We start from the raw sequence: 20,199 nt of genomic DNA, 5'->3' as shown, positions 1-20,199 counted from the left end.
TTCCTCAATGCCCGAACGATGCTGCCGCGCCGCGCCTGGGTCGCGTCAGCCACATCATCGCCGCGAGCGCGAGGCACGTCATGCTCGCCATCCAGAACATGTCGTTGGTCGCCATCATGTACGCCTGCTGCATCACGACCTGATGCAGCGTCGTCAGCTCGCGCACGCCGTCCACGCCCATCGTGTTCAACGCATGCACGAAGCGTTGCGTGTTCGCCGATGCATGCGTGACCGATTGCGACACGACGTCGTAGTGATAGGTCGCGCGGTTGTCCCACAGCGTCACGCTCATCGCCGTGCCGAATGCAGCCGACAGCGTGCGCAGGAAATTCGACAGGCTCGATGCGGCGGCGAGCCGGTCGTCCGGAATGCGCGACAGCGTGGCGGCAGTGAGCGGAATGAAGAAGCACGGCAGGCCGATACCCTGGATCAGCCCCGGCGCGGCGATCTGCGCGAACGTCATCTTCAGCGTGAAATGCGCGTCCCATGCGAGCACGGCCGCGAAGACGAGGAAGCCGAACGTCGCGAGCACGCGCGCGTCGAAGCGGTGCGCATGCAGCCCGACGAGGATCGAGAACACGAGCGCGAGCACGCCGAGCGACGCGGTCGCGAGCCCCGCATGAAACGCGTTGTAGCCCATCACGGCCTGCATCCACAGCGGAAACACGACGCCGACCACGGAGAAGCTCATCATCCCGAGCGAGATGATCAGCACGCAGAACGAGAAAGTGCGGTCGCGAAACAGGCTCAGATCGACGACGGGATGCGCTTCGCCCGCCTCCCAGATCAGCAGCGATACGATCGCGAGCGCCGCGACCACCGCGAGCGTGACGATCAGCGGCGAATCGAACCAGCCGCGGTCGTGGCCGAGATCGAGCATCGCCTGCAGCGAGCCGACGCCGATCACGAGCAGCACGATGCCCGGCACGTCGATCGGGCCGGCCGCGCCGCGCTGCGCGTCGGGCCGCAGCATCGCGGTGCACACCGCGAACGAGAACAGCCCGATTGGCAAATTGATCAGGAAGATCCACGGCCACGAGAAGTTGTCGACGATCCAGCCGCCGACCACTGGCCCGAAGATCGGCGCGAGCAGCACCGTCATCGCCCACAGCGCGAGCGCGATCGTGCGTTTGTCGGGCGGGAACGTGCGCAGCAGGATCGTCTGCGACAGCGGCACCATCGGCCCCGAACACAATCCCTGCAGTGCGCGGCAGATCACGAGCACGTGCAGGTCGCGCGCCATCCCGCACAGCAGCGACGTCAGCGTAAACAACAGCACCGCGCCGACGAACAGCCGCAGCTCGCCGACGCGCCGCGCGAGCCAGCCGGTCAGCGGCACCGCGATCGCGGCCGCGACCGAATACGAACTGATCACCCACGTGCCCTGGCTGTTGGATACGCCGAGACTGCCGGAGATCGCCGGCACCGCGACGTTCGTCACGGTCGAGTCGAGCACTTCGATGAAGGTCGCAAGCGACAGCGCGAACGTCAGCAGTGCGAGGCGGATGCCGCGCACCGGCTGCGCGGCCGGCACGGGCGCCGGCACGTCGAACGCGGACGGCGCAACCGGTCCGTCGTGAAGCGGCGACGCGGTGCTCATGCGCCGGCCACCGCGACATCGGCCCGTACGGCCAGCCGCCCGCGCCTGGGTACGAACCGTTCGATGAAATCGGCGGCCGCGCCGCAGCCGTCCGGCGCGGCTGCGAGCAGCGCGCGCGTACGCTCCGCGTGTACCGCGAACGCGGGTTCTTCGAGCGCGCGCGCGAGCCCCGCGCCGAGCCGTGCGCCGTCGAGCGGGCCGTCGACCCGCACGCCGCAGCCGTTCGCGACGACGCGTTGCGCGTTGTCGAACTGGTCGTGCGCGAACGGCGTGACGACCTGTACGATGCCGGCTTCGCACGCGAGCGCCGCCGTGCCGATCCCGCCGTGATGCACGAGCGCGCGGCAACGCGGCAGCAGCGTGCGCATCGGCACGAAACGGCGCACGAGCAGCCGGTCGCCGTCCGTCGCGCGCTCGTCCGGCGTCAGCAGGATGCCGCGCGCGCCGGTCGCGCGCAGCGCTTCCGTCACTGCGCGTGCATACGCGACGTGATCGACGCGCGTCGAACCGGCCGTGAACACGACCGGGGGCTCGCCCGCCGCGAGAAACGCATCGAGTGCCGCATCGTCGTCGGGCGTCGCGATATCGTTGAACAACGGAAAACCGCTTTGCAGATGGTTCGACGGCCAGTCGGGCTGCGGCGGCGCGAACCAGCGGGGAAACAGGCACAGCACGCCGTCGGTCGAATGCAGCCAGCGGCCGAGCACGCGCCGCGCGGGCGCGAGCCCGAGCTCGCGGCGCACCGCGTCGAGCGCCGGACCGCACACGCGGTCGAGCACCAGCCGCTCGATCAGCGTCTTCAGCGCCGACTTCAGCGGCAATGGCCAGCGTGCGGGAATCGTCAGGCGCGGGTGGGTCGGCGGCGCATGCGCGGACAGCAGCGTCGACGGCGACACCTGCACCGACACGTACGGCGTGCCGTGCAATTCCTGCATGAAGCGCGCGGAAAATGCCCACAGCGTGCCGACCAGCACGGTGTCGGCATCGGTCAGCGCGCGCAGTGCGTCGTAATGCGGGCGCAGCGTCGGCGCGATCACCTGCCACAGCGTGCGGAACGACGTGCGCGGATCCCACAGCGCCGGGTTCGCCATCGCCGCGTCATAGTCGGCCGCGGTGCCGACCGGCACGAACGCGAACCCGCAGCGGCGCACGGCCGCCTCGAACGGCGCATGCGTACAGAACACGACCTCGTGACCGCGCGCCGCGAGCGTGCGCGCGATCCCGAGCATCGGATGCACGTCGCCCGCCGAGCCGATCGCGGTCACGATCATCTTCGCCATCGCGCGCCTCGCGCAGATCAGTAAAAGCCGGGGATCAGCGCCGCCACTTCGCGGCGGTACTGCACGTAGGCCGGCCCGAAATATCCGGTCAGCCAGCTCTCCTCGACGCGCACCTTGTACGCGAGCGACGCGAACACGAGCAGCACGCCGATCGCGCCGCGCCATTCGCCGCCGATCAACGCGGCGCCGACCAGCGCGACCAGGCAGCCGGTGTAGATCGGGTGACGCACGAGCGCATACGGCCCCGTGCGCACGAGCTCGTGATCTTCCTTCAGCGTGACCGATACGCTCCAGTTCGTGCCCAGATGCAGCCGCGCCCACACCGAGAACAGCAGGCCGGCCACCAGCACCGCGAGCCCGCACTGCGCCTGCAGCCCGAAGCGCTGCCAGTCGGGCGCGAGCGCCTGCCACGTCGGATCGGGCAGGATGATCAGCGCGCCGCCGACGATCAGCGGAATCGACTGCAGCGTGCGCGAGCGCGACGCTTCCTTGCGCACGGTCGTCTTGACGCCCCGCGACGTGGCGATCCAGTACGCGAGCCACGCGGCCCACGGAACGACGATGGCGATGGTCTGAACGATATTCACGGCTGGCCTGCCTCGTTGGGATGGGAATTCGGATGCGCGGGACGAGCCCGATGCACGACGGACGACGTCACGACGACAGCGCAGGCATCGGCGCGGGCACGCACGCGTGCGCGGCGGCACGTGCGATGCCGGTCGCGACGGGCGCGTCGCCACAGAAAAAATCGAGCAGCGCGGCACGGGTGCATTCGCGCTGCGCACGGCCTTCGATGTCGAGGAAATGGCCGGCGTCCGGCACCGTCGCGAACCGGGCGCGCGCCACGTGCGCGCCGAGCTGACGCACGTCGGCCGGCGTCGTGTATTCGTCGCGCTCGCCGTTCAGGAACAGCAGCTCGCAGCCGATGTTCGAGAACTCGCTGAAGTAGCGCTCGGGCTGCAACGACAGGATCTGGTCGACGTGGAAGGCGACCTGGTCCTGCTCGTCGCGCGGCAGGCGCGTGAGATACCGGTAGTTGTACAGCTTCATGATGCGCGGCAGATAGCGGCCGACGGTGTCGTTCAGCAACTGCGCGGCCTTCAGGTTCTCGCCGGCCGCGATGTGGTCGCGCGCACGCGTCACGTAGTCGACCATCGCATCGTTCAGGAACGGCGAGAACGAGCAGATCGCGGCGCGCCGCACGCTCGGGCAGCCGCGCGCGAGCGCGAACAGCGACGCGACGCCGCCCCACGACACCGACACGAGGAACACCGGCGCGAAGCGCTCGACCAGGTATTGGAGGATCGCGGCTTCGTCGTCCTTGGTCAGGATGGAGCAGCCTGGATTGTGCTGGCGCGACTGCCCCGCATACGGCAGGTCGAAGCAGATCGTGTTCATCCGCTCGCCGAGATACTGGACCGTCTGGCCGAACGACGCGGTCGTCGCGAGCGCGCCGTTGACGAGCATCGCCGTGTCGAAGGCCGGGTCGAACACGTTCCGCTCGACGTATACCTTCAGCCCATTCGGTAGCGGGACCACGTGTTTTTCGGTCGGCATCGTCGTTCTCCGGTGGATGCGGCGTCTCGACGTCGCGGCATGCTGCAAGTGCGCAATGGCTGACGCCGCCCCCGCGCGCGGTCGTTCGACGCGCTCGTTGCCGACGCACCGCAGCAATTTCCCGCGGCGCCATTCATTCCTCGTGGTGCGGCGCCATACTAATACGACCGATATTACTTACTCAAGCGATTCCAAAAATCCCTCTACCCGGACCGGAAATACGCCGGATTCAAATTTATTTATCGATTTTCGTGGTATGAGGAATCCAGGAAGAGGTGACTGCAATCGTTTGCGAGCCACCCTTTCCGACGCTAAAAATTACAAATTTCTCTTTTTTATTCAATGGTTTGATCGATTTCAATCGGTCAATTGAAACGGATTTTAGAAAGCCGGCCAGCTTCACGATCCGGTTTGACAATTTCATATCGTGAACGATGTTGCAGATTTCGACATTCTTTCGTTTCGTAATGAAATCGAACATGGAAACGGTGCTTCTGATTGCATCGAATTTCCGTGAACCGTTTTAAACAGATTCAAACTTAATTAACCTTCTTTCAACTCGTTTTTCCGCACCTGCACATGGGCTCCAGACGTGACGAATCCTCCCGTTTGGAACACGGCATTCCGTTCGCCCCCGATTTTTTGTTGATTGATCGTTCAATAAAAAACCGCTAGGATTCCGACTTCCATGGACGGCCCGTCCGGGCGAAGGGAGTCACGATGCCGAAAGTCGGAATGCGGGAGATACGCCGCGCCCAGTTGATCGATGCAACGTTGCGCTCGATCGACGAAGCGGGCCTGCCCGGCACGACGCTCGCATCGGTCGCGCAACGCGCGAACATCTCGACGGGCATCGTCAGCCATTACTTCGGCGACAAGGACGGCCTGCTCGAAGCGACGATGCGGCACGTGCTGCGCGACCTGTGGTCGGCCACCACGCGCCGCCGCGCAGCCGCGCGCAAGGATCCGCGTTCGCGGCTGCGCGCAATCGTCGCCGCGAACTTCGACGACACGCAGGTCAGCGCGCCCGTGATGAAGACGTGGCTCGCGTTCTGGTCGCAGAGCATGCACGACCCGATGCTCAAGCGCCTGCAGCACGTCAACACGCGGCGCCTCCATTCGAACCTGTGCGCCGAGTTCGCGAAGGCATTGCCGCGCGCCAAAGCGCGCGAGGCCGCCAGCGGCCTCGCCGCGCTGATCGACGGCCTGTGGCTGCGCGGCGCACTCGCCGGCGGCCCGATCGACACCCGAGCCGCTTTGAAGCTCGCCCACGATTACATCGACCTGCTGCTCGCGTCCGACTGACGCGTCACGCAGTCGCCCTCAAGGAGATCCTCATGTCCGTATACGGTTTGCAGCGCCTCTACATCGGCGGCGGTTACGTCGACGCCACGAGCGGCAAGACTTTCGACACCTTCGATCCGGCCACCGGCGAACTGCTCGCGCAGGTGCAGCAGGCGAGCGCGGCCGACGTCGATCGCGCGGTTGCGTCCGCGCAGGAAGGCCAGCGGGAATGGGCGGCGATGACCGCGATGCAGCGCTCGCGCATCCTGCGCCGCGCGGTCGACTTGCTGCGCGAGCGCAACGACGAACTCGCGGCCATCGAGACGCGCGACACCGGCAAGCCGATCGGCGAGACGCTCGCGGTCGACATCGTCACCGGCGCGGACGTGATCGAGTACTACGCGGGCCTCGCGACCGCGATCGAAGGGCTGCAGGTGCCGCTGCGCGCCGAGTCGTTCGTGTACACGCGCCGCGAGCCGCTCGGTGTGTGCGCCGGTATCGGCGCGTGGAACTACCCGATCCAGATCGCCTGCTGGAAGACCGCACCCGCGCTCGCGGCCGGCAATGCGATGGTGTTCAAGCCGAGCGAAGTCACGCCGCTCACCGCGCTGAAACTCGCGGAAATCTATACGGAAGCCGGCGTGCCGGCCGGCGTGTTCAACGTCGTGCAGGGCGACGGCTCGGTCGGCGCGCTGCTCACCGGCCACCCGGACATCGCGAAGGTGTCGTTCACCGGCGGCGTCGAAACCGGCAAGAAGGTGATGTCGCTGGCCGGCGCGTCGTCGCTGAAGGAAGTGACGATGGAGCTCGGCGGCAAGTCGCCGCTGATCGTGTTCGACGATGCGGACCTCGACCGCGCGGCCGACATCGCGGTGACCGCCAACTTCTTCAGCTCGGGCCAGGTCTGCACCAACGGGACGCGCGTGTTCGTGCACCGCTCGATCAAGGACGCGTTCACGAAGAAGGTGCTCGAACGCGTGAAGCGCATCCGCGTCGGCAAGCCGACCGATGCCGACACCAACTTCGGCCCGCTCGTGTCGGCCGCGCAACTCGACAAGGTGCTCGGCTTCATCGAAAGCGGCAAGGCCGAAGGCGCGAAGCTGCTCGCGGGCGGCACGCGCCTGACCGACGGCCACTTCGGCAGCGGCCAGTACGTCGCGCCGACCGTGTTCGGCGAATGCCGAGACGACATGAAGATCGTGCGCGAGGAAATCTTCGGGCCGGTGATGAGCATCCTCGATTTCGAATCGGAGGACGAAGTGATCGCCCGCGCGAACGACACGCACTACGGCCTCGCGGCCGGCGTCGTGACCGAGAACCTGTCGCGCGCGCACCGCACGATCCATCGCCTCGAAGCCGGCATTTGCTGGATCAATACCTGGGGCGAATCGCCGGCCGAAATGCCGGTTGGCGGATACAAGCAATCCGGTGTCGGGCGCGAGAACGGCATCACGACGCTCGAGCACTACACTCGAATCAAGTCGGTGCAGGTCGAGCTCGGCCGCTACAACCCGGTGTTCTGAGAAGGAGATCCGTCATGACGACACGCGAATACGACTACATCATCTGCGGCGCGGGTTCCGCGGGCAACGTGCTCGCCACGCGGCTGACGGAAGATCCGGACGTCACGGTGCTGCTGCTCGAAGCGGGCGGCCCCGACTACCGCTTCGACTTCCGCACGCAGATGCCGGCCGCCCTCGCCTATCCGCTGCAGGGCCGCCGTTACAACTGGGCGTACGAGACCGACCCCGAGCCGCACATGGACAACCGCCGGATGGAGTGCGGCCGCGGCAAGGGGCTCGGCGGCTCGTCGCTGATCAACGGAATGTGCTACATCCGCGGCAACGCGCTCGACTACGACAACTGGTCGACACACAAGGGCCTCGAGAACTGGACGTATCTCGACTGCCTGCCGTACTTCAAGAAAGCCGAGACGCGCGACATCGGTCCGAACGACTATCACGGCGGCAGCGGCCCCGTGTCGGTCACCACCAGCAAGCCGGGCGTGAACCCGCTGTTCGAGGCGATGGTCGATGCGGGCGTGCAGGCCGGCTATCCGCGCACCGACGACCTGAACGGGTATCAGCAGGAAGGCTTCGGCCCGATGGACCGCACCGTCACGCCGAAGGGTCGCCGCGCGAGCACCGCGCGCGGCTACCTCGATCAGGCGAAGGTGCGGCCGAATCTCGAGATCGTCACGCACGCGCTCGCCGACCGCATCCTGTTCGACGGCAAGCGCGCGTCGGGCGTCACCTATCTGCGCGGCAGCGAGCGCGCGACCGCGCACGCCCGACGCGAAGTGCTCGTGTGCAGCGGCGCGATCGCGTCGCCGCAACTGCTGCAACGTTCGGGCGTCGGCCCCGGCGCATGGCTGAAGGAACTCGACATTCCCGTCGTGCTCGATCTGCCCGGCGTCGGCCAGAATCTTCAGGACCACCTGGAGATGTACATCCAGTACGAGTGCAAGGAGCCGGTCTCGCTGTATCCGGCGCTCAAGTGGTGGAACCAGCCGAAGATCGGCCTCGAATGGATGCTGAACGGCACGGGCCTCGGCGCGAGCAATCACTTCGAGGCGGGCGGCTTCATCCGCACGCGCGACGACGACCTGTGGCCGAACATCCAGTATCACTTCCTGCCGGTGGCGATCAACTACAACGGCTCGAACGCGATCGAGATGCATGGCTTCCAGGCGCACGTCGGCTCGATGCGCTCGCCGAGCCGCGGCCGCGTGAAGCTGCGCTCGCGCGACCCGAACGACCATCCGAGCATCCTGTTCAACTACATGGCCGAAGCGCTCGACTGGCGCGAGTTCCGCGATGCGATTCGCGCGACGCGCGAGATCATGCGGCAGCCGGCGCTCGATCGCTATCGCGGCCGCGAACTGAATCCGGGCGCCGACTGCAAGACCGACAAGGAGCTCGACGCATTCGTGCGCGCTCGCGCGGAAACCGCGTTCCATCCGTCGTGCTCGTGCAAGATGGGTTACGACGACATGGCGGTGGTCGATGAAGAAGGCCGCGTGCATGGGCTCGAAGGGCTGCGCGTCGTCGATGCGTCGATCATGCCGATCATCACGACCGGCAACCTGAACGCGCCGACGATCATGATCGCCGAGAAGATCGCCGACAAGATCCGCGGCCGCACGCCGCTCGCACGTGTCGACGTGCCGTACTTCGTCGCGAACGGCGCACCGGCGCGCAATGTCGCGAAGGCCGTGCGGCAACCCGAGACGGTCTGATCGATCCGGGGCGCCCGCGGCGGGCGCCGCGATACCCTCCTCCCCGCGGCTCGCGGCGCTCTCGCCACGAGCCGCGTTTCATTGCGTCGTCCCGCTTGCGCTGCGTGGCCGGGTGGCCGAAACGCGTCGCGTCCGCTTGGCGCGGACGATCGGATTCCATCGCGACGTCAGGCTCATCGCGTCGCGCAAGCGGTCGAACGCGGCCTCCTCCGTCGCTCCGAAGCGGCCGACCGCCGGCCTCGCGAGCACGTCGTCGAGCCATGCTTCCCAGGTGTCGCCATGGAAACGACGGCCGATTTCCCGGATCGTGTCCGGCACGGCGATCACGATGCCTGCCAGCAGGTAGTACGCCCAGAAGCTGCCCGCGCCCGTCAGTTGATCGAGCCTGCATACGGATAGCGCCGCGAACAGTCCGTCCATCGACGCGAGATCGGCGCGATGCGTGCGGATCGCCCGCGCGACGAGGTTGTGCTGCCCGCCGTACGCCCGAACGGAAACGCCGTTGCCGGCCGCGAGTTCGGCGGAGAACATCGCGAACGCCGCCATCTCGTCGATGCGCGCCGCGTCGTCGCGCGGGCCGCATGCGCGCAGCACGATCGTGTCGATGACGGCGCCGGGACGGGCCGGCGTTGCCGTGCGCGTTGCCGCGACGGCGGTCAGCGTGGCTCTCAGGTTCTTCGCAGGCGGCGTCTCGCGCTGCCCGTCATGTTCGTTCGCGATGCGTGCGCCCGCGTCGCCGCCGCATTCGACGCCATCTGCAATCCGTTCGAGCGCGGCCCAGCCGACGTCGGGATCGTCGAATGCGCACGCCTCGATCACGCCGTGCGCGGTGTCGAATACGGCGCGCGAGCCGGGGCAGCAATGTTCGGCTTCGGCGAGCTGCGGCGCGGACGGCACATGCGAGCATGGGCCGAGCGGATCGGCCGGGTCGCATGCACATCCGCCGCCGTCCGTTGCGACCCACGGCGCCAGCCGGTGGAGAACGGCAGTGGCTTCCCGGGACAGGCTCGCGCCAGTCCCCACACGTATCGTGGGCGACGCGACGACGGTCCTGTCGCCGGCATCGCTCGCGGTCGCCGCGCAAACCGCCGCGTCGAGATGGTCGATCAGGTACTGCAACCACGCGGCCGTGCGCAGCCGGTCGGGCGTCGCGCCGCGGGCATCGCCATACTTTGCTGGATCGGTAAGCATGGGTCGTCCGGGATGGTTCTGGCCAATTGGCTTGGTCTTGTTTCAATGGGATCTGGAGGCGCAGCATGCCACGCCAGCTCTGTCGCTCCACCCGCGTCGGATCGCGACACGGGCGGTCGACCGGCCGCCGCGCCGATACGCGCGACGGCACGAACCCGTCAAAGCCGCGAAAACCCGCCGCCCATACCGCATGCACGGCCCTCGTGCGCGGCGGGTTCCCGCTTCGATTACGCGACGCTTACTGCACGTGGAACTTCGGCGACGTCAGGACGGTACCGCCCACCGTACAGTCCGGCGTCAGCGCGGCGTTGTTGAACGTCAGCGACGAGTTCGCATCGCTCCACGCCGTCACGACCTTGCTCGGCCCGCAGGTGCCGAGCAGCGTGACGTTCACCTTCACGTTGTTGATCGACAGTTGCGTCGTGCTGTCGGCCTGGCCCGTCCACGGCGACGTACTGCTCGCGCTGCCGCTGATCAGCGAGCACGTCGCGCCGCCCGTGAACGTCGTCGACGTGATGTTGACGATGCCGGTTGACGTGATCGTGCCGTTGAAGGTCGCGGTACAGCCCGCGGAGATCGACCCTTTACTGAGGTTCGTGATGCCCGAAGCGGAGAACGGTTCGCCGTTCGGATTCATCGGCTGACCGTCCGCACGCGAAACGGTGACGGCGAAAGCAGGCGCGGCCGAAACCGCGGTCAAAGCCACTGCAGCAACAAGCGATACGATTTTGCGAATGCTCATTTGAACTGCCCCCTCTCTTCACAAATGGCGGCACGCCGCCAGGAACGCGACCTTCCGGCCGGAACGAGCCGGCCGGAAGGTCGCAGGAAGCCGCCGGCACGCGTCATGCACACCGGTCGGCTCAGAACTTGTAGGAAATCCCGACGAACGTGATCAACGGGTCGGCCTTCAACTTCGTGCGCGTGGTCGCGAGCGTCGACCCGTCGGCCGCCTTGATCACGAGCGACGAGTAAGTCTTCAGCGGCATGTACGTCAGCGTCGCCGTGAGCCCCCAGTGCTTGTCGATCGCGTAGCTCGCGCCGATGTTGTAGACCGGCGTGAACGACGACGACGCCTTGCCCTCCACCGACGTCGCACCCGGCTTGCCGGCGCCGGCGGCGAGCACGCTGCCGAGGTTCTCGTTGATGTCCTTCGCGAAGTTGCCGTTCAGTTCGATGTTGCTGAACCAGCTGTAGGCCACGCCGATTCCGACGAACGGGCGAAACTTCGCCGTCGACGAATTGAAGTAGTACTGCAGAATGATCGTCGGGCTCCACTGCCGCGCGTTCTTCACGGCCGGCTGGTTCGCCGACTTGTCCATGTCGACGTTGCCGAGCGCGCCGGCCGGCCCAGGCGGCCTGATCACGCCGTGCCCGGTGAGCGTGAACTCGGGCGGCACGCCGAGCACCGACGTCACCGCGATGTGGTCGGTGAAGAAGTGCGTGAGCGTGAGGCCGACCGTATCGGCGTTGTTGACCGTCAGGCTCGTGCCCGGCGACGTGAACGACCCGGGCAGCCGCAACGGTCCGTTGATCGGCATGTTCGCGAGATTCGTCGTCAGCCCGTTGGTCGAATCCTGCGGCATGATGTGCAGCCAGCCCAGCGTCGCGACGTTGTCGCCCGCCTGCTGGGCCGATGCGAGCGTCGATACGCCTGCGACGACACCCGCGACAATCAGCTTCTTCATGAAGTCTCCCCCTCGTTCCGTCCGGGCGCCGCGCATTCGCGCGCGGCGCCGCCGTGTCTCCATCCGCACGCGGTCACTGCACGAACGCGCCGACCGTGAAGTACGGGTTGCTCGTGTCGGCCATGTCGAGGAACCCGAACACGCCGCCTGTGAACACGAACTTGCCGGTCGCCGGCCCCGACGCCGCGTCCGCATGCACGGTCGTCACGACGCCCGGCACCTTCTGCGTGTAGTCGAGGTTCAGCGCGCGCGTGAGCGCGGCCTGCGACGCGTTGAACGGATCGAGCAACGTGGCCTGTGCGCCGACGAGTGCGGTCGCGCGGTAGTTGAACGCGCTGTCGACGCCCGTGTACTCGCCGTCCTGCGAGCCCTGCGCGATGGCCGTCTGCGGGCTCAGGAACGAGATGCCCGATTCGTCGTCCGCGCTCGGCGGGCCTTGCGTGAGGTCCGCGTTCGCGGCGCCGGTACGGATGAAGATCGGCACGAGCTGGTTGCGCAGCTTGCCAACGATCAGGATCCCCTTGCCGGCCTTCGCCGGATCCAGTGCGGCGAGCGTCGGGGGAATCTGCGGCTGGTAGTTGAGCGACTGGAATGCCGGTGCATCGGGACGCAGCGTGAACGGCTGGTTCACGGTCGCGCTCGACGCAAGCGGCTGCCCGCCGTTCTTCTTGCCGAAGTTGTCGGTTTCCGTATAGCTGCCGTCCGCGTTGATCGTCACCTTCTGGTCGAGCGCCACCGGCTGGAAGTTCTGCGACGGCACCTGGTGATAGCCGAGCTGGTTGTACGTGCCGGCGATCTTCGTCAGGTCGGTTTCGAGCGACGAGAAGCTGATGAACGGGTAGTACGGGAACGTCGTCTTCGGGATCTTGCCGACGCCGATCACGCCGTCGAACTGGATCGTCGCGCCGGGGATCGCGCCGCCCAGCACGCCTTCGCCGAGGAACAGCCGCGCGGGCCGGCTCGGGTCGAGGCTTGCGTTCTGCATCCGGAACGTGCACTGGTTCAGCTTCACCGTCGGCAGCCCCGTTTCGTCGGCCAGCGTGCCGTCGACCACATTGGCGGGCGCCGTGTCGCGGGTCGGTTGCACGGTGCCCGTCGCGGTCGGCACCGGCGATGCGAGGTAAGTCATCCGGTACGTCATCTTCGTCGTGTCGAGCTGCACCTTCACGAGCTCGCCCGACCCGGAGCCGCCGACGAACACCGTGTTGTAGTCGATCGTCTGCGGGCACAGCCGCACCACCGGCGCGGGCGGCGGGTCGCCGTCGCCGCCGCATGCGGCCAGCACGGGCGCGAGCGACGCCGCGGCCATCCAATGTTTCACATTCATAGGAATCCTCTTGAAATTCGATTCGCCGGCGGCGACGCATGCGCCGCCGGTGTTACGTGTTCAATGCAGGGTTACTGGACGAACGCGCCGACCGTGAAGAACGGGTTGACCTTGTTGTTGTTGACGACCATCGCGTAGACGTTGCCGGCCGTCACGAGCCAGCCCGTGTCGCCCTTGCTGAAGATCGCCACGTTGCCGGTCGCACCCTTCGCGTTGAAGTCGCTGTTGGCCGTGACGGCGATCTTGCCGGGCGACGCCTGCGTATAGTCCAACCCGAACTGCGCGGTCGCCCTCGACGTCTGGGGGTCGATGAACGCCGCGGTATTGCCCTGGAACAGCGTCGACGTGTAGTTCGCCGCGATGGTCGACACGGCGGTGCCGTCGCTGCAGTTGCCGGCGGAAGGCGTGAAGTAATTGAAAGCCGTGTTGAACGTGCCCGGCAGGTCCGGGTGCGGAACGAACGGATTGAAGCTCGGCGCCGTGCCTGCCGCGCTGCCCGACGGCCCGTTGTTGGTCACCACACCGCACGCGGATGCACTCGTCGCACCGATGAACCCGCCCTTCAGCAGGTTGGGCGCCACGGCTTTGGCAGGAGCGAGCATCGAGATGCCGACCTCCGCATCGGCCACCGAACCCAGCGGATTGCCCGGCGCGGCATACGCATACCCGACGCGGATCACGACCGGCACCAGCGCACCGTTCAGCTTGCCGACGATCATCACGCCGTGCGCCTGGCTTGGCACGAGGATCACGAGCGGCTGTCCCTGGCCTGCCGAAGGATAAGCCTGCCCCGACTGCGCATGGCTGACGAACACGTTGTCGGGCGTACCGTCCGCATTCTTGCGCAAGGTCCACGGCGAGCCGGTCGTCTGGCACGAGTAGTCGCTGCCTGGCGTGATCGTGCACGAGCCGTCCGCATTGAGCGTCTGGTTCCAGTTCACGACGTCCGGCTGCCATCCCTGCGGCGTGGTGGTCTGATAGGTGGTGCCGGTCGGCTGCAGGTGAATGCCGACTTCGTTGTACACGCCGGCCACCTTCGCGAAATCCGTTTCGGTGTCGGTAAAGCCGATGAACGGATAGAAGTCGAACGTGCGCGACGGCACCGAGCCGAGGAAGAGACCCGGCACGAGCTCGATGCCCTGGAACGCAATCGTCGCGCCCGGAATTCCGCCGCCCACCACGCCGTTGCCGACGAACAGCATCGGCGGATCGGCGCGATTGATCGTCACCGAATACGCACCGTCGCTCGTCGCACCGCTGTCGAGCACGAACGCGCAACGATTCTGCTCGGCCGTCGGGAGATTGGTCGGATGATGGAACGCGCCGCTGATCGTCAGGCCCGCGCGCGTGTCGTTGATCTGCCCTGCCGAGGTCGGCACCGACGATTCGACGAACTGCATCTGATAGGTGAGCTTCGTCGTATCGAATTTCACCTTCACGTACTCGCCGCTGCCGGCGCCGCCCGTATATGTCGTCGTGTAATCGAGCGCGTCGGGACACAGCTTCGTCACGACGGGCGGCGTCGTTTCCGCGCCGCTCGGCCCGCATGCGCTGCCCGAGCACTGCGGCACGTTGATCGGCCCCGGATCGTCGCCGCCACCGCAACCGGCGACGAACGGCAGCGCCAGCACCGCGCACGACAGGATCGCCTTCCGCCATTCAGGAATGCAAATCATCAACCCCTCCTTTTCAGGTACGACAAGTCTCGTCCGGCCGGGCTGCATGGCCCGCCGGTTGGTATCGCGCCGCCGCACGAACGGCGCGGCGCATGACGATGCACGCAAGGCGGCCGCGATGCCGGTCGGGCACATGCAGCAGACGAGCGCGCTCCCGCAGCGCCGTCATGCGGCACGGCGCCGTCGGAACGATCGAAACGGAAAGTGGCTTGCCGCTACGGCTTGCCGCTACACGGCGAGGTGACGATGCAGCCGCGCGAGCTGCGTCGCGCCTGCATTCAGCGAAATATCGGAAAACGGCAGTCCCGCTGGCCCCACGGATAGGCGTCTCATGGTGTGGTCTCCATACGTACGCTTGATTCGTTATCGTGATGCGTCGTTTGTCGAGACTATGATCGGACGCTTCCCACAAGTAAATGGATGCAGAGTTCCAAACGAATGAAACCGCGCGATCCTAGCCGGTGCACGGTATTTGACAGTTTTTCAAACGGCCTTCATTTTATTTGCTCAGACAAATACCGGACCCCGGAACACGCGTTTGAACGGCAACCGCCGATCCGCGTCGAGCCAAGCCGGCCAGCCTTCGGCGGCCCGCACGCATGCTGCGCCGCAACCTCAGACGTCGATGATCGCGAGTGTGCCGTGGCTGCCGGGCAGCACCGCGTGGCGCGTGCCGGCGCGCGCGAGATACATCTGCCCGGCCCCGACCGCGACCGTTTCCGCCTCCACCTCCAGCATCAGCGTGCCGTCGAGCACCAGCAGTCCCTCGTCGTAGTCGTGCACTTCCGCTTCGTAAGGCTGCGCATCCATGCGCAGCACCTTGATCCGGGCCGGGCCGACTTCGCCGACGATCGTGGATTTCCATGCAGCAGCCTGTGCGTCCGCCACGGATTTGAAATCGATCAAGGACATGCGCCCGCTCCGTATCACCGTGAAAGGAACGCATTATCGCGAGCGCCACGCGTGCCGTCCCGGTACGGCGCGCGGGCCGGCAGGCAGCACAGTCGGCCGGCCCGCCGAGCGGGCGCGCGGTCGCAGCCGGTTCGCGGAAAACTGCCCTCATTGTTCGCGTCGCTCGAATAAAGCACCGAATCATGAGTCGATATCGCCGCCATTCACGCAAATCCGGCACCGGCACGACCCTGCCTTTCCACCGAAATGCATTTCGATCTGCCGATTGCTAATATGGCGGTCCCGCGATCCCGCACCACAATACCGTTCGACATGACGCCCGTTCGCCATGCCGTCCCCGGTCCCGGCCGCTTCGCAGCGGCGGCGGCGCCGGGCACGCGCGGCGCCCGCCGTCGCGCCGGGCGGCCGTGCCATCCGTGAGCATGCAACCGATCCTTTCCGTCTCCGACCTCTCCAAGACTTACGCGTCCGGCTTCCAGGCGCTGAAGCACGTGACCCTCGACATCCGCCCCGGCGAGATCTTCGCGCTGCTCGGGCCGAACGGCGCCGGCAAGACGACGCTGATCGGCTCGATCTGCGGCATCGTGACGCCGACCGAAGGCCGCGTGACGGTCGGCGGCCACGACATCCGCGATCAATACCGCGCGGCCCGCGAAATGATCGGCCTCGTGCCGCAGGAGCTGACCACCGACGCGTTCGAAACCGTCTGGGCCACCGTGTCGTTCAGCCGCGGCCTGTTCGGCAAGGCGCCCGATCCCGCATACATCGAGAAGACGCTGAAGGCGCTGTCGCTGTGGGACAAGCGCGACAACAAGCTGATGACGCTGTCGGGCGGCATGAAGCGCCGCGTGATGATCGCGAAGGCGCTGTCGCACGAACCGCGCATCCTGTTCCTCGACGAGCCGACGGCCGGCGTCGACGTCGAGCTGCGCCGCGACATGTGGAAGCTCGTCGATTCGCTGCGCGAAAGCGGCGTAACGATCCTGCTGACCACGCACTACATCGAGGAGGCCGAAGAGATGGCCGACCGGATCGGCATCATCCTCGGCGGCGAACTCGTGCTCGTCGAGGAAAAGCGCGAACTGATGCGCAAGCTCGGCAAGAAACAGCTCACCGTGCAGCTCGAGCAGCCGCTCGCGGACGTGCCGCCAGCGCTCGCGCCGTTCGGGCTCGAACGCGCGGAGGACGGCGCCGCGCTCGTCTATACGTACGATTCGCAGCGCGACGACGCGAGCATCGCGAAGCTCATCAATGCGCTCGGCTCGGCCGGCATCGGCTTTCGCGACCTGCACACGACGCAGAGCTCGCTGGAAGACATTTTCGTCAGCCTGATCGACAACCGCCGCAACGGCGTGCAAGGAGCCTGACGCTTGACGTCCTCCGCTCCCTAAAGGGAGAGGATTCCCACACCTGGCGATGCACGTCCGCATCGGAGAATGTTCAAAGCAGCGTTGGTATCTCGATCATGCAAGACACCACAGCCACCACAAACCCACTCTCTTATTCGCAGTCCCGCAATACCTTTCGGCCGCGTCGTGCTGTCTTTCGACCCACACGACGAACAGGACTGGGTCGAACCGCTTTCGTCCACTTCCTCGAACGTGACTCCGTGCGCGATCGCTTTGTAGCGGAGCTTGTTTCGGAAGGACGACCAGGATGCGTCGTAGACGCTCTTCGCCATCCTGGTTTTGGCGAGTTTTTTGGCCGACACGTTGCCGACCGCGATGTAATCGAACCGCCGCAACGGGCGACGGTGCTGACTGCGCGACTTCGCGTATTGCTCGCACGTCGCGTTGACCGTGCCGGAGTGAATACCGAGTTCCTTGCTGCTGCCGGTCGTCAGCACGTTCAGGTCGAATCCTGTAGGCCACTTCTTGCTCCACTTGAGCGCGTGCTTCTGCGTGTCGTTGCAGAAATTCCAGACGTAGTTCACCGCGCGGCTCTGCTTGTTAAGCAGTCCGTTGAGCGACTTCACGCGGTAGCGGTAGACAAGGATCATGTCGGTGCTCCTAATCCGTGGAAGAAGCTGTCTGTCAATAGCAATCCTTTCCTCCCCGTCCTGAAGGGCGGGGTTTCTCGGAGCAACTGATGAACTGGCATGGAATCCGCGCGATCTATCGCGCAGAAATGGCCCGCACGCGCCGTACGCTGATGCAGAGCATCATCGCGCCGGTGATCTCGACGTCGCTATATTTCGTCGTGTTCGGCTCGGCGATCGGCTCGCGCATCAGCGACGTGAACGGCATCGGCTACGGGTCGTTCATCGTGCCGGGCCTCGTGATGCTGTCGCTGCTGTCGCAGAGCATCTCGAACGCGTCGTTCGGCATCTACTTCCCGCGCTTCACGGGGACGATCTACGAGATCCTGTCCGCGCCCGTGTCGTACTGGGAAATCGTGATCGCGTACGTCGGCGCGGCCGCGTCGAAGTCGATCCTGCTCGGCGTGATCATCCTCGCCACGGCCGGCCTGTTCGTGCCGCTGCACATCCTGCATCCGTTCTGGATGGTGCTGTTCCTGGTGCTGACGGCCGTCACCTTCAGCCTGTTCGGCTTCGTGATCGGCATCTGGGCCGACAGCTTCGAGAAACTGCAGCTCGTGCCGCTGCTGATCATCACGCCGCTCACGTTCCTCGGCGGCAGCTTCTATTCGGTCGACATGCTGCCGCCCGCGTGGCGCGTGATCACGCTGTTCAATCCGATCGTCTACCTGATCAGCGGCTTCCGCTGGTCGTTCTACGGGATCGCCGACGTGCACGTGTGGATCAGTCTCGCTGCAACCACGCTGTTCCTCGTGATCCTGCTCGCGATCGTCGCGTGGATGTTCCGCACCGGCTACAAACTGAAGAATTGACGACGGCCGGCGTCACACGCGCCGCCCGCCGATGACGCATTTGGGCAAGCAGGCGGCGCTTTTCCTCTGATGCGGCGGTTTGTGGTCGCGTCTACTGAATACGAAGCATCGGGGCCCTGGAGCATGCGCTGCGCGGCCCCTTTTTCATTTCAGAGGACGCCATGCCCGCCGCCACCGCTCCCGCCTCCGCCGCCGCCCGGCTCGAACGCCTGCCGTTCTCCGGCTATCACAAGCGCATCTTCTTCATCATCGCGATTGCGTTCTTCTTCGATTCGGTCGACCTCGGCACGATGACGTTCGTGCTCGGCTCGATCCGCAAGGAGTTCGGGCTGTCGACCGCGGCCGCCGGCCTCGTCGCGAGCGCGAGCTTCTTCGGGATGGTGCTCGGCGCGGCCGTCGCCGGCCTGCTCGCCGACCGCTTCGGCCGCCGGCCCGTTTTCCAGTGGAGCATGGTGCTGTGGGGCGCCGCGTCGTACCTGTGCTCGACCGCGCAGAGCGTCGACGCGCTGATCGTCTACCGCGTGCTGCTCGGCATCGGGATGGGCATGGAGTTTCCGGTCGCGCAGACGCTGCTGTCGGAATTCGTGCCGACCGAGAAGCGCGGCCGCCTGATCGCACTGATGGACGGCTTCTGGCCGCTCGGCTTCATCACGGCCGGCATCGTCGCGTATTTCGTGCTGCCGCAATTCGGCTGGCGCACCGTGTTCGCGCTGCTCGCGATTCCGGCCGTGTTCGTGCTCGTCGTGCGCCGTATCGTGCCGGAATCGCCGCGCTGGCTCGAACATGCGGGCCGGCACGCGGAAGCCGACACGGTGATGCAGTCGATCGAGGCAAAGGTGATGCGCTCGGCCGGCGTCGCGACGCTGCCGCCGCCGTCGCGGCTTGCGGAGCCGGCCGCCGCCCGTGGCCGCGGCGCATTGCGCGAAATCTGGAGCGGCGTGTACCGCCGCCGCACGGTGATGGTTTGGCTGCTGTGGTTCTTCGCGCTGCTCGGCTTCTACGGCCTCACGTCGTGGCTCGGCGCGCTGCTGCAGCAGGCCGGCTTCGAAGTCACGAAATCGGTGTTCTACACGGTGCTGATTTCGCTCGGCGGCGTGCCGGGCTTCCTGTGCGCCGCGTGGCTCGTCGAACGCTGGGGCCGCAAGCCGACCTGCATCGCATCGCTGATCGGCGGCGGCGCGATGGCGTACGCGTACGGCCAGAGCGCGCTGTACGGCGGCAGCACGACGCTGCTGATCGTCACGGGCCTCGCGATGCAGTTCTTCCTGTTCGGGATGTGGGCGGCGCTGTACACGTACACGCCCGAGCTGTACGGCACCGGCGCACGCGCGACGGGTTCGGGCTTCGCGTCGGCGGTCGGCCGGATCGGCTCGCTGATCGGGCCTTACGTGGTCGGCGTCGTGTTGCCGGTGTTCGGCCAGGGCGGCGTGTTCACGCTCGGTGCGCTGTCCTTCGTCGCGGCGGCCGTCGCCGTATGGACGCTCGGGATCGAGACGAAGGGGCTCGCGCTGGAGCAACTGGCGGCAGGCGGCGAGACGGACGGCAGCGGCCGGTATCCGGCGGCGGCGGCGGACGAGGCGTCCTGATCGCCGCAGT

The 20,199-nt window shown here is 66.4% G+C and carries 18 protein-coding genes; 7 read left to right on the top strand and 11 right to left on the bottom strand.

Translation table 11 applies throughout. The annotated features are described in order from the left end of the window. Positions 1–4: 4 nt before the first annotated feature. The 4 genes from WS61_RS18680 to WS61_RS18665 form a co-directional block, all read right to left on the bottom strand. Complete coding sequence (locus WS61_RS18680) at positions 5–1,600, bottom strand: DHA2 family efflux MFS transporter permease subunit (protein WP_059502275.1); 1,596 nt, start codon at positions 1,598–1,600, stop codon at positions 5–7. Next, complete coding sequence (locus WS61_RS18675) at positions 1,597–2,880, bottom strand: glycosyltransferase (RefSeq protein ID WP_059502273.1); 1,284 nt, start codon at positions 2,878–2,880, stop codon at positions 1,597–1,599. The genes WS61_RS18680 and WS61_RS18675 overlap by 4 nt, the downstream gene beginning before the upstream one ends. A 17-nt stretch (positions 2,881–2,897) precedes the next feature. Then, positions 2,898–3,467 carry an isoprenylcysteine carboxylmethyltransferase family protein gene (locus tag WS61_RS18670; RefSeq protein WP_059502271.1) on the bottom strand — a complete coding sequence of 190 codons (570 nt, stop codon included), beginning with the start codon at positions 3,465–3,467 and terminating at the stop codon, positions 2,898–2,900. A 67-nt stretch (positions 3,468–3,534) separates the two neighbouring features. Then, on the bottom strand, positions 3,535–4,437 hold the full coding sequence (locus tag WS61_RS18665) for an alpha/beta fold hydrolase (RefSeq protein WP_059502269.1): 903 nt from the start codon (positions 4,435–4,437) through the stop codon (positions 3,535–3,537). 55 nt (positions 4,438–4,492) lie between these two features. On the opposite strand from WS61_RS18665, the gene WS61_RS35245 reads away from it, so the two are divergent. From WS61_RS35245 to betA, 4 genes are all read left to right on the top strand, one after another. Further along, positions 4,493–4,810 carry a hypothetical protein gene (locus WS61_RS35245; RefSeq protein WP_179949689.1) on the top strand — a complete coding sequence of 106 codons (318 nt, stop codon included), beginning with the start codon at positions 4,493–4,495 and terminating at the stop codon, positions 4,808–4,810. Between the two features lie 347 nt (positions 4,811–5,157). Further along, the gene (betI, locus tag WS61_RS18660; RefSeq protein ID WP_059502267.1) at positions 5,158–5,742 is read left to right on the top strand and encodes a transcriptional regulator BetI; all 585 of its coding nucleotides are present in this window, start codon (positions 5,158–5,160) and stop codon (positions 5,740–5,742) included. Between the two features lie 32 nt (positions 5,743–5,774). Beyond that, positions 5,775–7,244, top strand: coding sequence for a betaine-aldehyde dehydrogenase (gene betB / locus WS61_RS18655; RefSeq protein WP_059502265.1), 1,470 nt, complete (start codon positions 5,775–5,777; stop codon positions 7,242–7,244). 14 nt (positions 7,245–7,258) lie between these two features. Beyond that, complete coding sequence (gene betA, locus WS61_RS18650) at positions 7,259–8,959, top strand: choline dehydrogenase (RefSeq protein WP_059502263.1); 1,701 nt, start codon at positions 7,259–7,261, stop codon at positions 8,957–8,959. Between the two features lie 78 nt (positions 8,960–9,037). On the opposite strand, the gene WS61_RS18645 is transcribed toward betA, so the two are convergent. From WS61_RS18645 to WS61_RS18620, 6 genes are all read right to left on the bottom strand, one after another. Further along, the gene (locus WS61_RS18645) at positions 9,038–10,150 is read right to left on the bottom strand and encodes a hypothetical protein (RefSeq protein WP_059502261.1); all 1,113 of its coding nucleotides are present in this window, start codon (positions 10,148–10,150) and stop codon (positions 9,038–9,040) included. A 238-nt stretch (positions 10,151–10,388) separates the two neighbouring features. Further along, positions 10,389–10,892 carry a hypothetical protein gene (locus tag WS61_RS18640; RefSeq protein WP_059502259.1) on the bottom strand — a complete coding sequence of 168 codons (504 nt, stop codon included), beginning with the start codon at positions 10,890–10,892 and terminating at the stop codon, positions 10,389–10,391. A 121-nt stretch (positions 10,893–11,013) separates the two neighbouring features. Next, complete coding sequence (locus WS61_RS18635; protein ID WP_034204235.1) at positions 11,014–11,838, bottom strand: OmpW family protein; 825 nt, start codon at positions 11,836–11,838, stop codon at positions 11,014–11,016. Positions 11,839–11,911: 73 nt separating this feature from the next. After that, positions 11,912–13,165, bottom strand: a complete 1,254-nt coding sequence (locus WS61_RS18630) for a DUF2957 domain-containing protein (protein WP_059502257.1) — start codon at positions 13,163–13,165, stop codon at positions 11,912–11,914. A 71-nt stretch (positions 13,166–13,236) separates the two neighbouring features. Then, the gene (locus WS61_RS18625; RefSeq protein WP_059502255.1) at positions 13,237–14,841 is read right to left on the bottom strand and encodes a DUF2957 domain-containing protein; all 1,605 of its coding nucleotides are present in this window, start codon (positions 14,839–14,841) and stop codon (positions 13,237–13,239) included. Positions 14,842–15,456: 615 nt separating this feature from the next. Continuing rightward, a complete protein-coding gene (locus WS61_RS18620; protein ID WP_059502253.1) occupies positions 15,457–15,753 on the bottom strand; it encodes a cupin domain-containing protein in 297 nt (98 codons plus the stop codon). 422 nt (positions 15,754–16,175) lie between these two features. Here WS61_RS18620 and WS61_RS18615 point away from each other — a divergent pair, with 422 nt between their 5' ends. After that, a complete protein-coding gene (locus WS61_RS18615) occupies positions 16,176–17,120 on the top strand; it encodes an ABC transporter ATP-binding protein (protein ID WP_027781348.1) in 945 nt (314 codons plus the stop codon). A gap of 20 nt (positions 17,121–17,140) precedes the next feature. On the opposite strand, the gene WS61_RS18610 is transcribed toward WS61_RS18615, so the two are convergent. Then, positions 17,141–17,752 carry a zinc ribbon domain-containing protein gene (locus WS61_RS18610; protein WP_059502251.1) on the bottom strand — a complete coding sequence of 204 codons (612 nt, stop codon included), beginning with the start codon at positions 17,750–17,752 and terminating at the stop codon, positions 17,141–17,143. 89 nt (positions 17,753–17,841) lie between these two features. On the opposite strand from WS61_RS18610, the gene WS61_RS18605 reads away from it, so the two are divergent. After that, positions 17,842–18,603: an ABC transporter permease gene (locus WS61_RS18605; protein WP_059502249.1), complete on the top strand. Its 762-nt coding sequence runs from the start codon at positions 17,842–17,844 to the stop codon at positions 18,601–18,603. Positions 18,604–18,764: 161 nt separating this feature from the next. After that, positions 18,765–20,189, top strand: coding sequence for an MFS transporter (locus WS61_RS18600; protein WP_059502246.1), 1,425 nt, complete (start codon positions 18,765–18,767; stop codon positions 20,187–20,189). The last annotated feature ends 10 nt before the right edge of the window (positions 20,190–20,199 follow it).

It is taken from the genome of Burkholderia sp. ABCPW 11 (assembly GCF_001523445.1).
GTDB lineage: Bacteria > Pseudomonadota > Gammaproteobacteria > Burkholderiales > Burkholderiaceae > Burkholderia.
The sequence above is the reverse complement of the archived record's forward strand: the minus strand, read 5'-3'. Positions and strand labels throughout refer to the sequence as shown.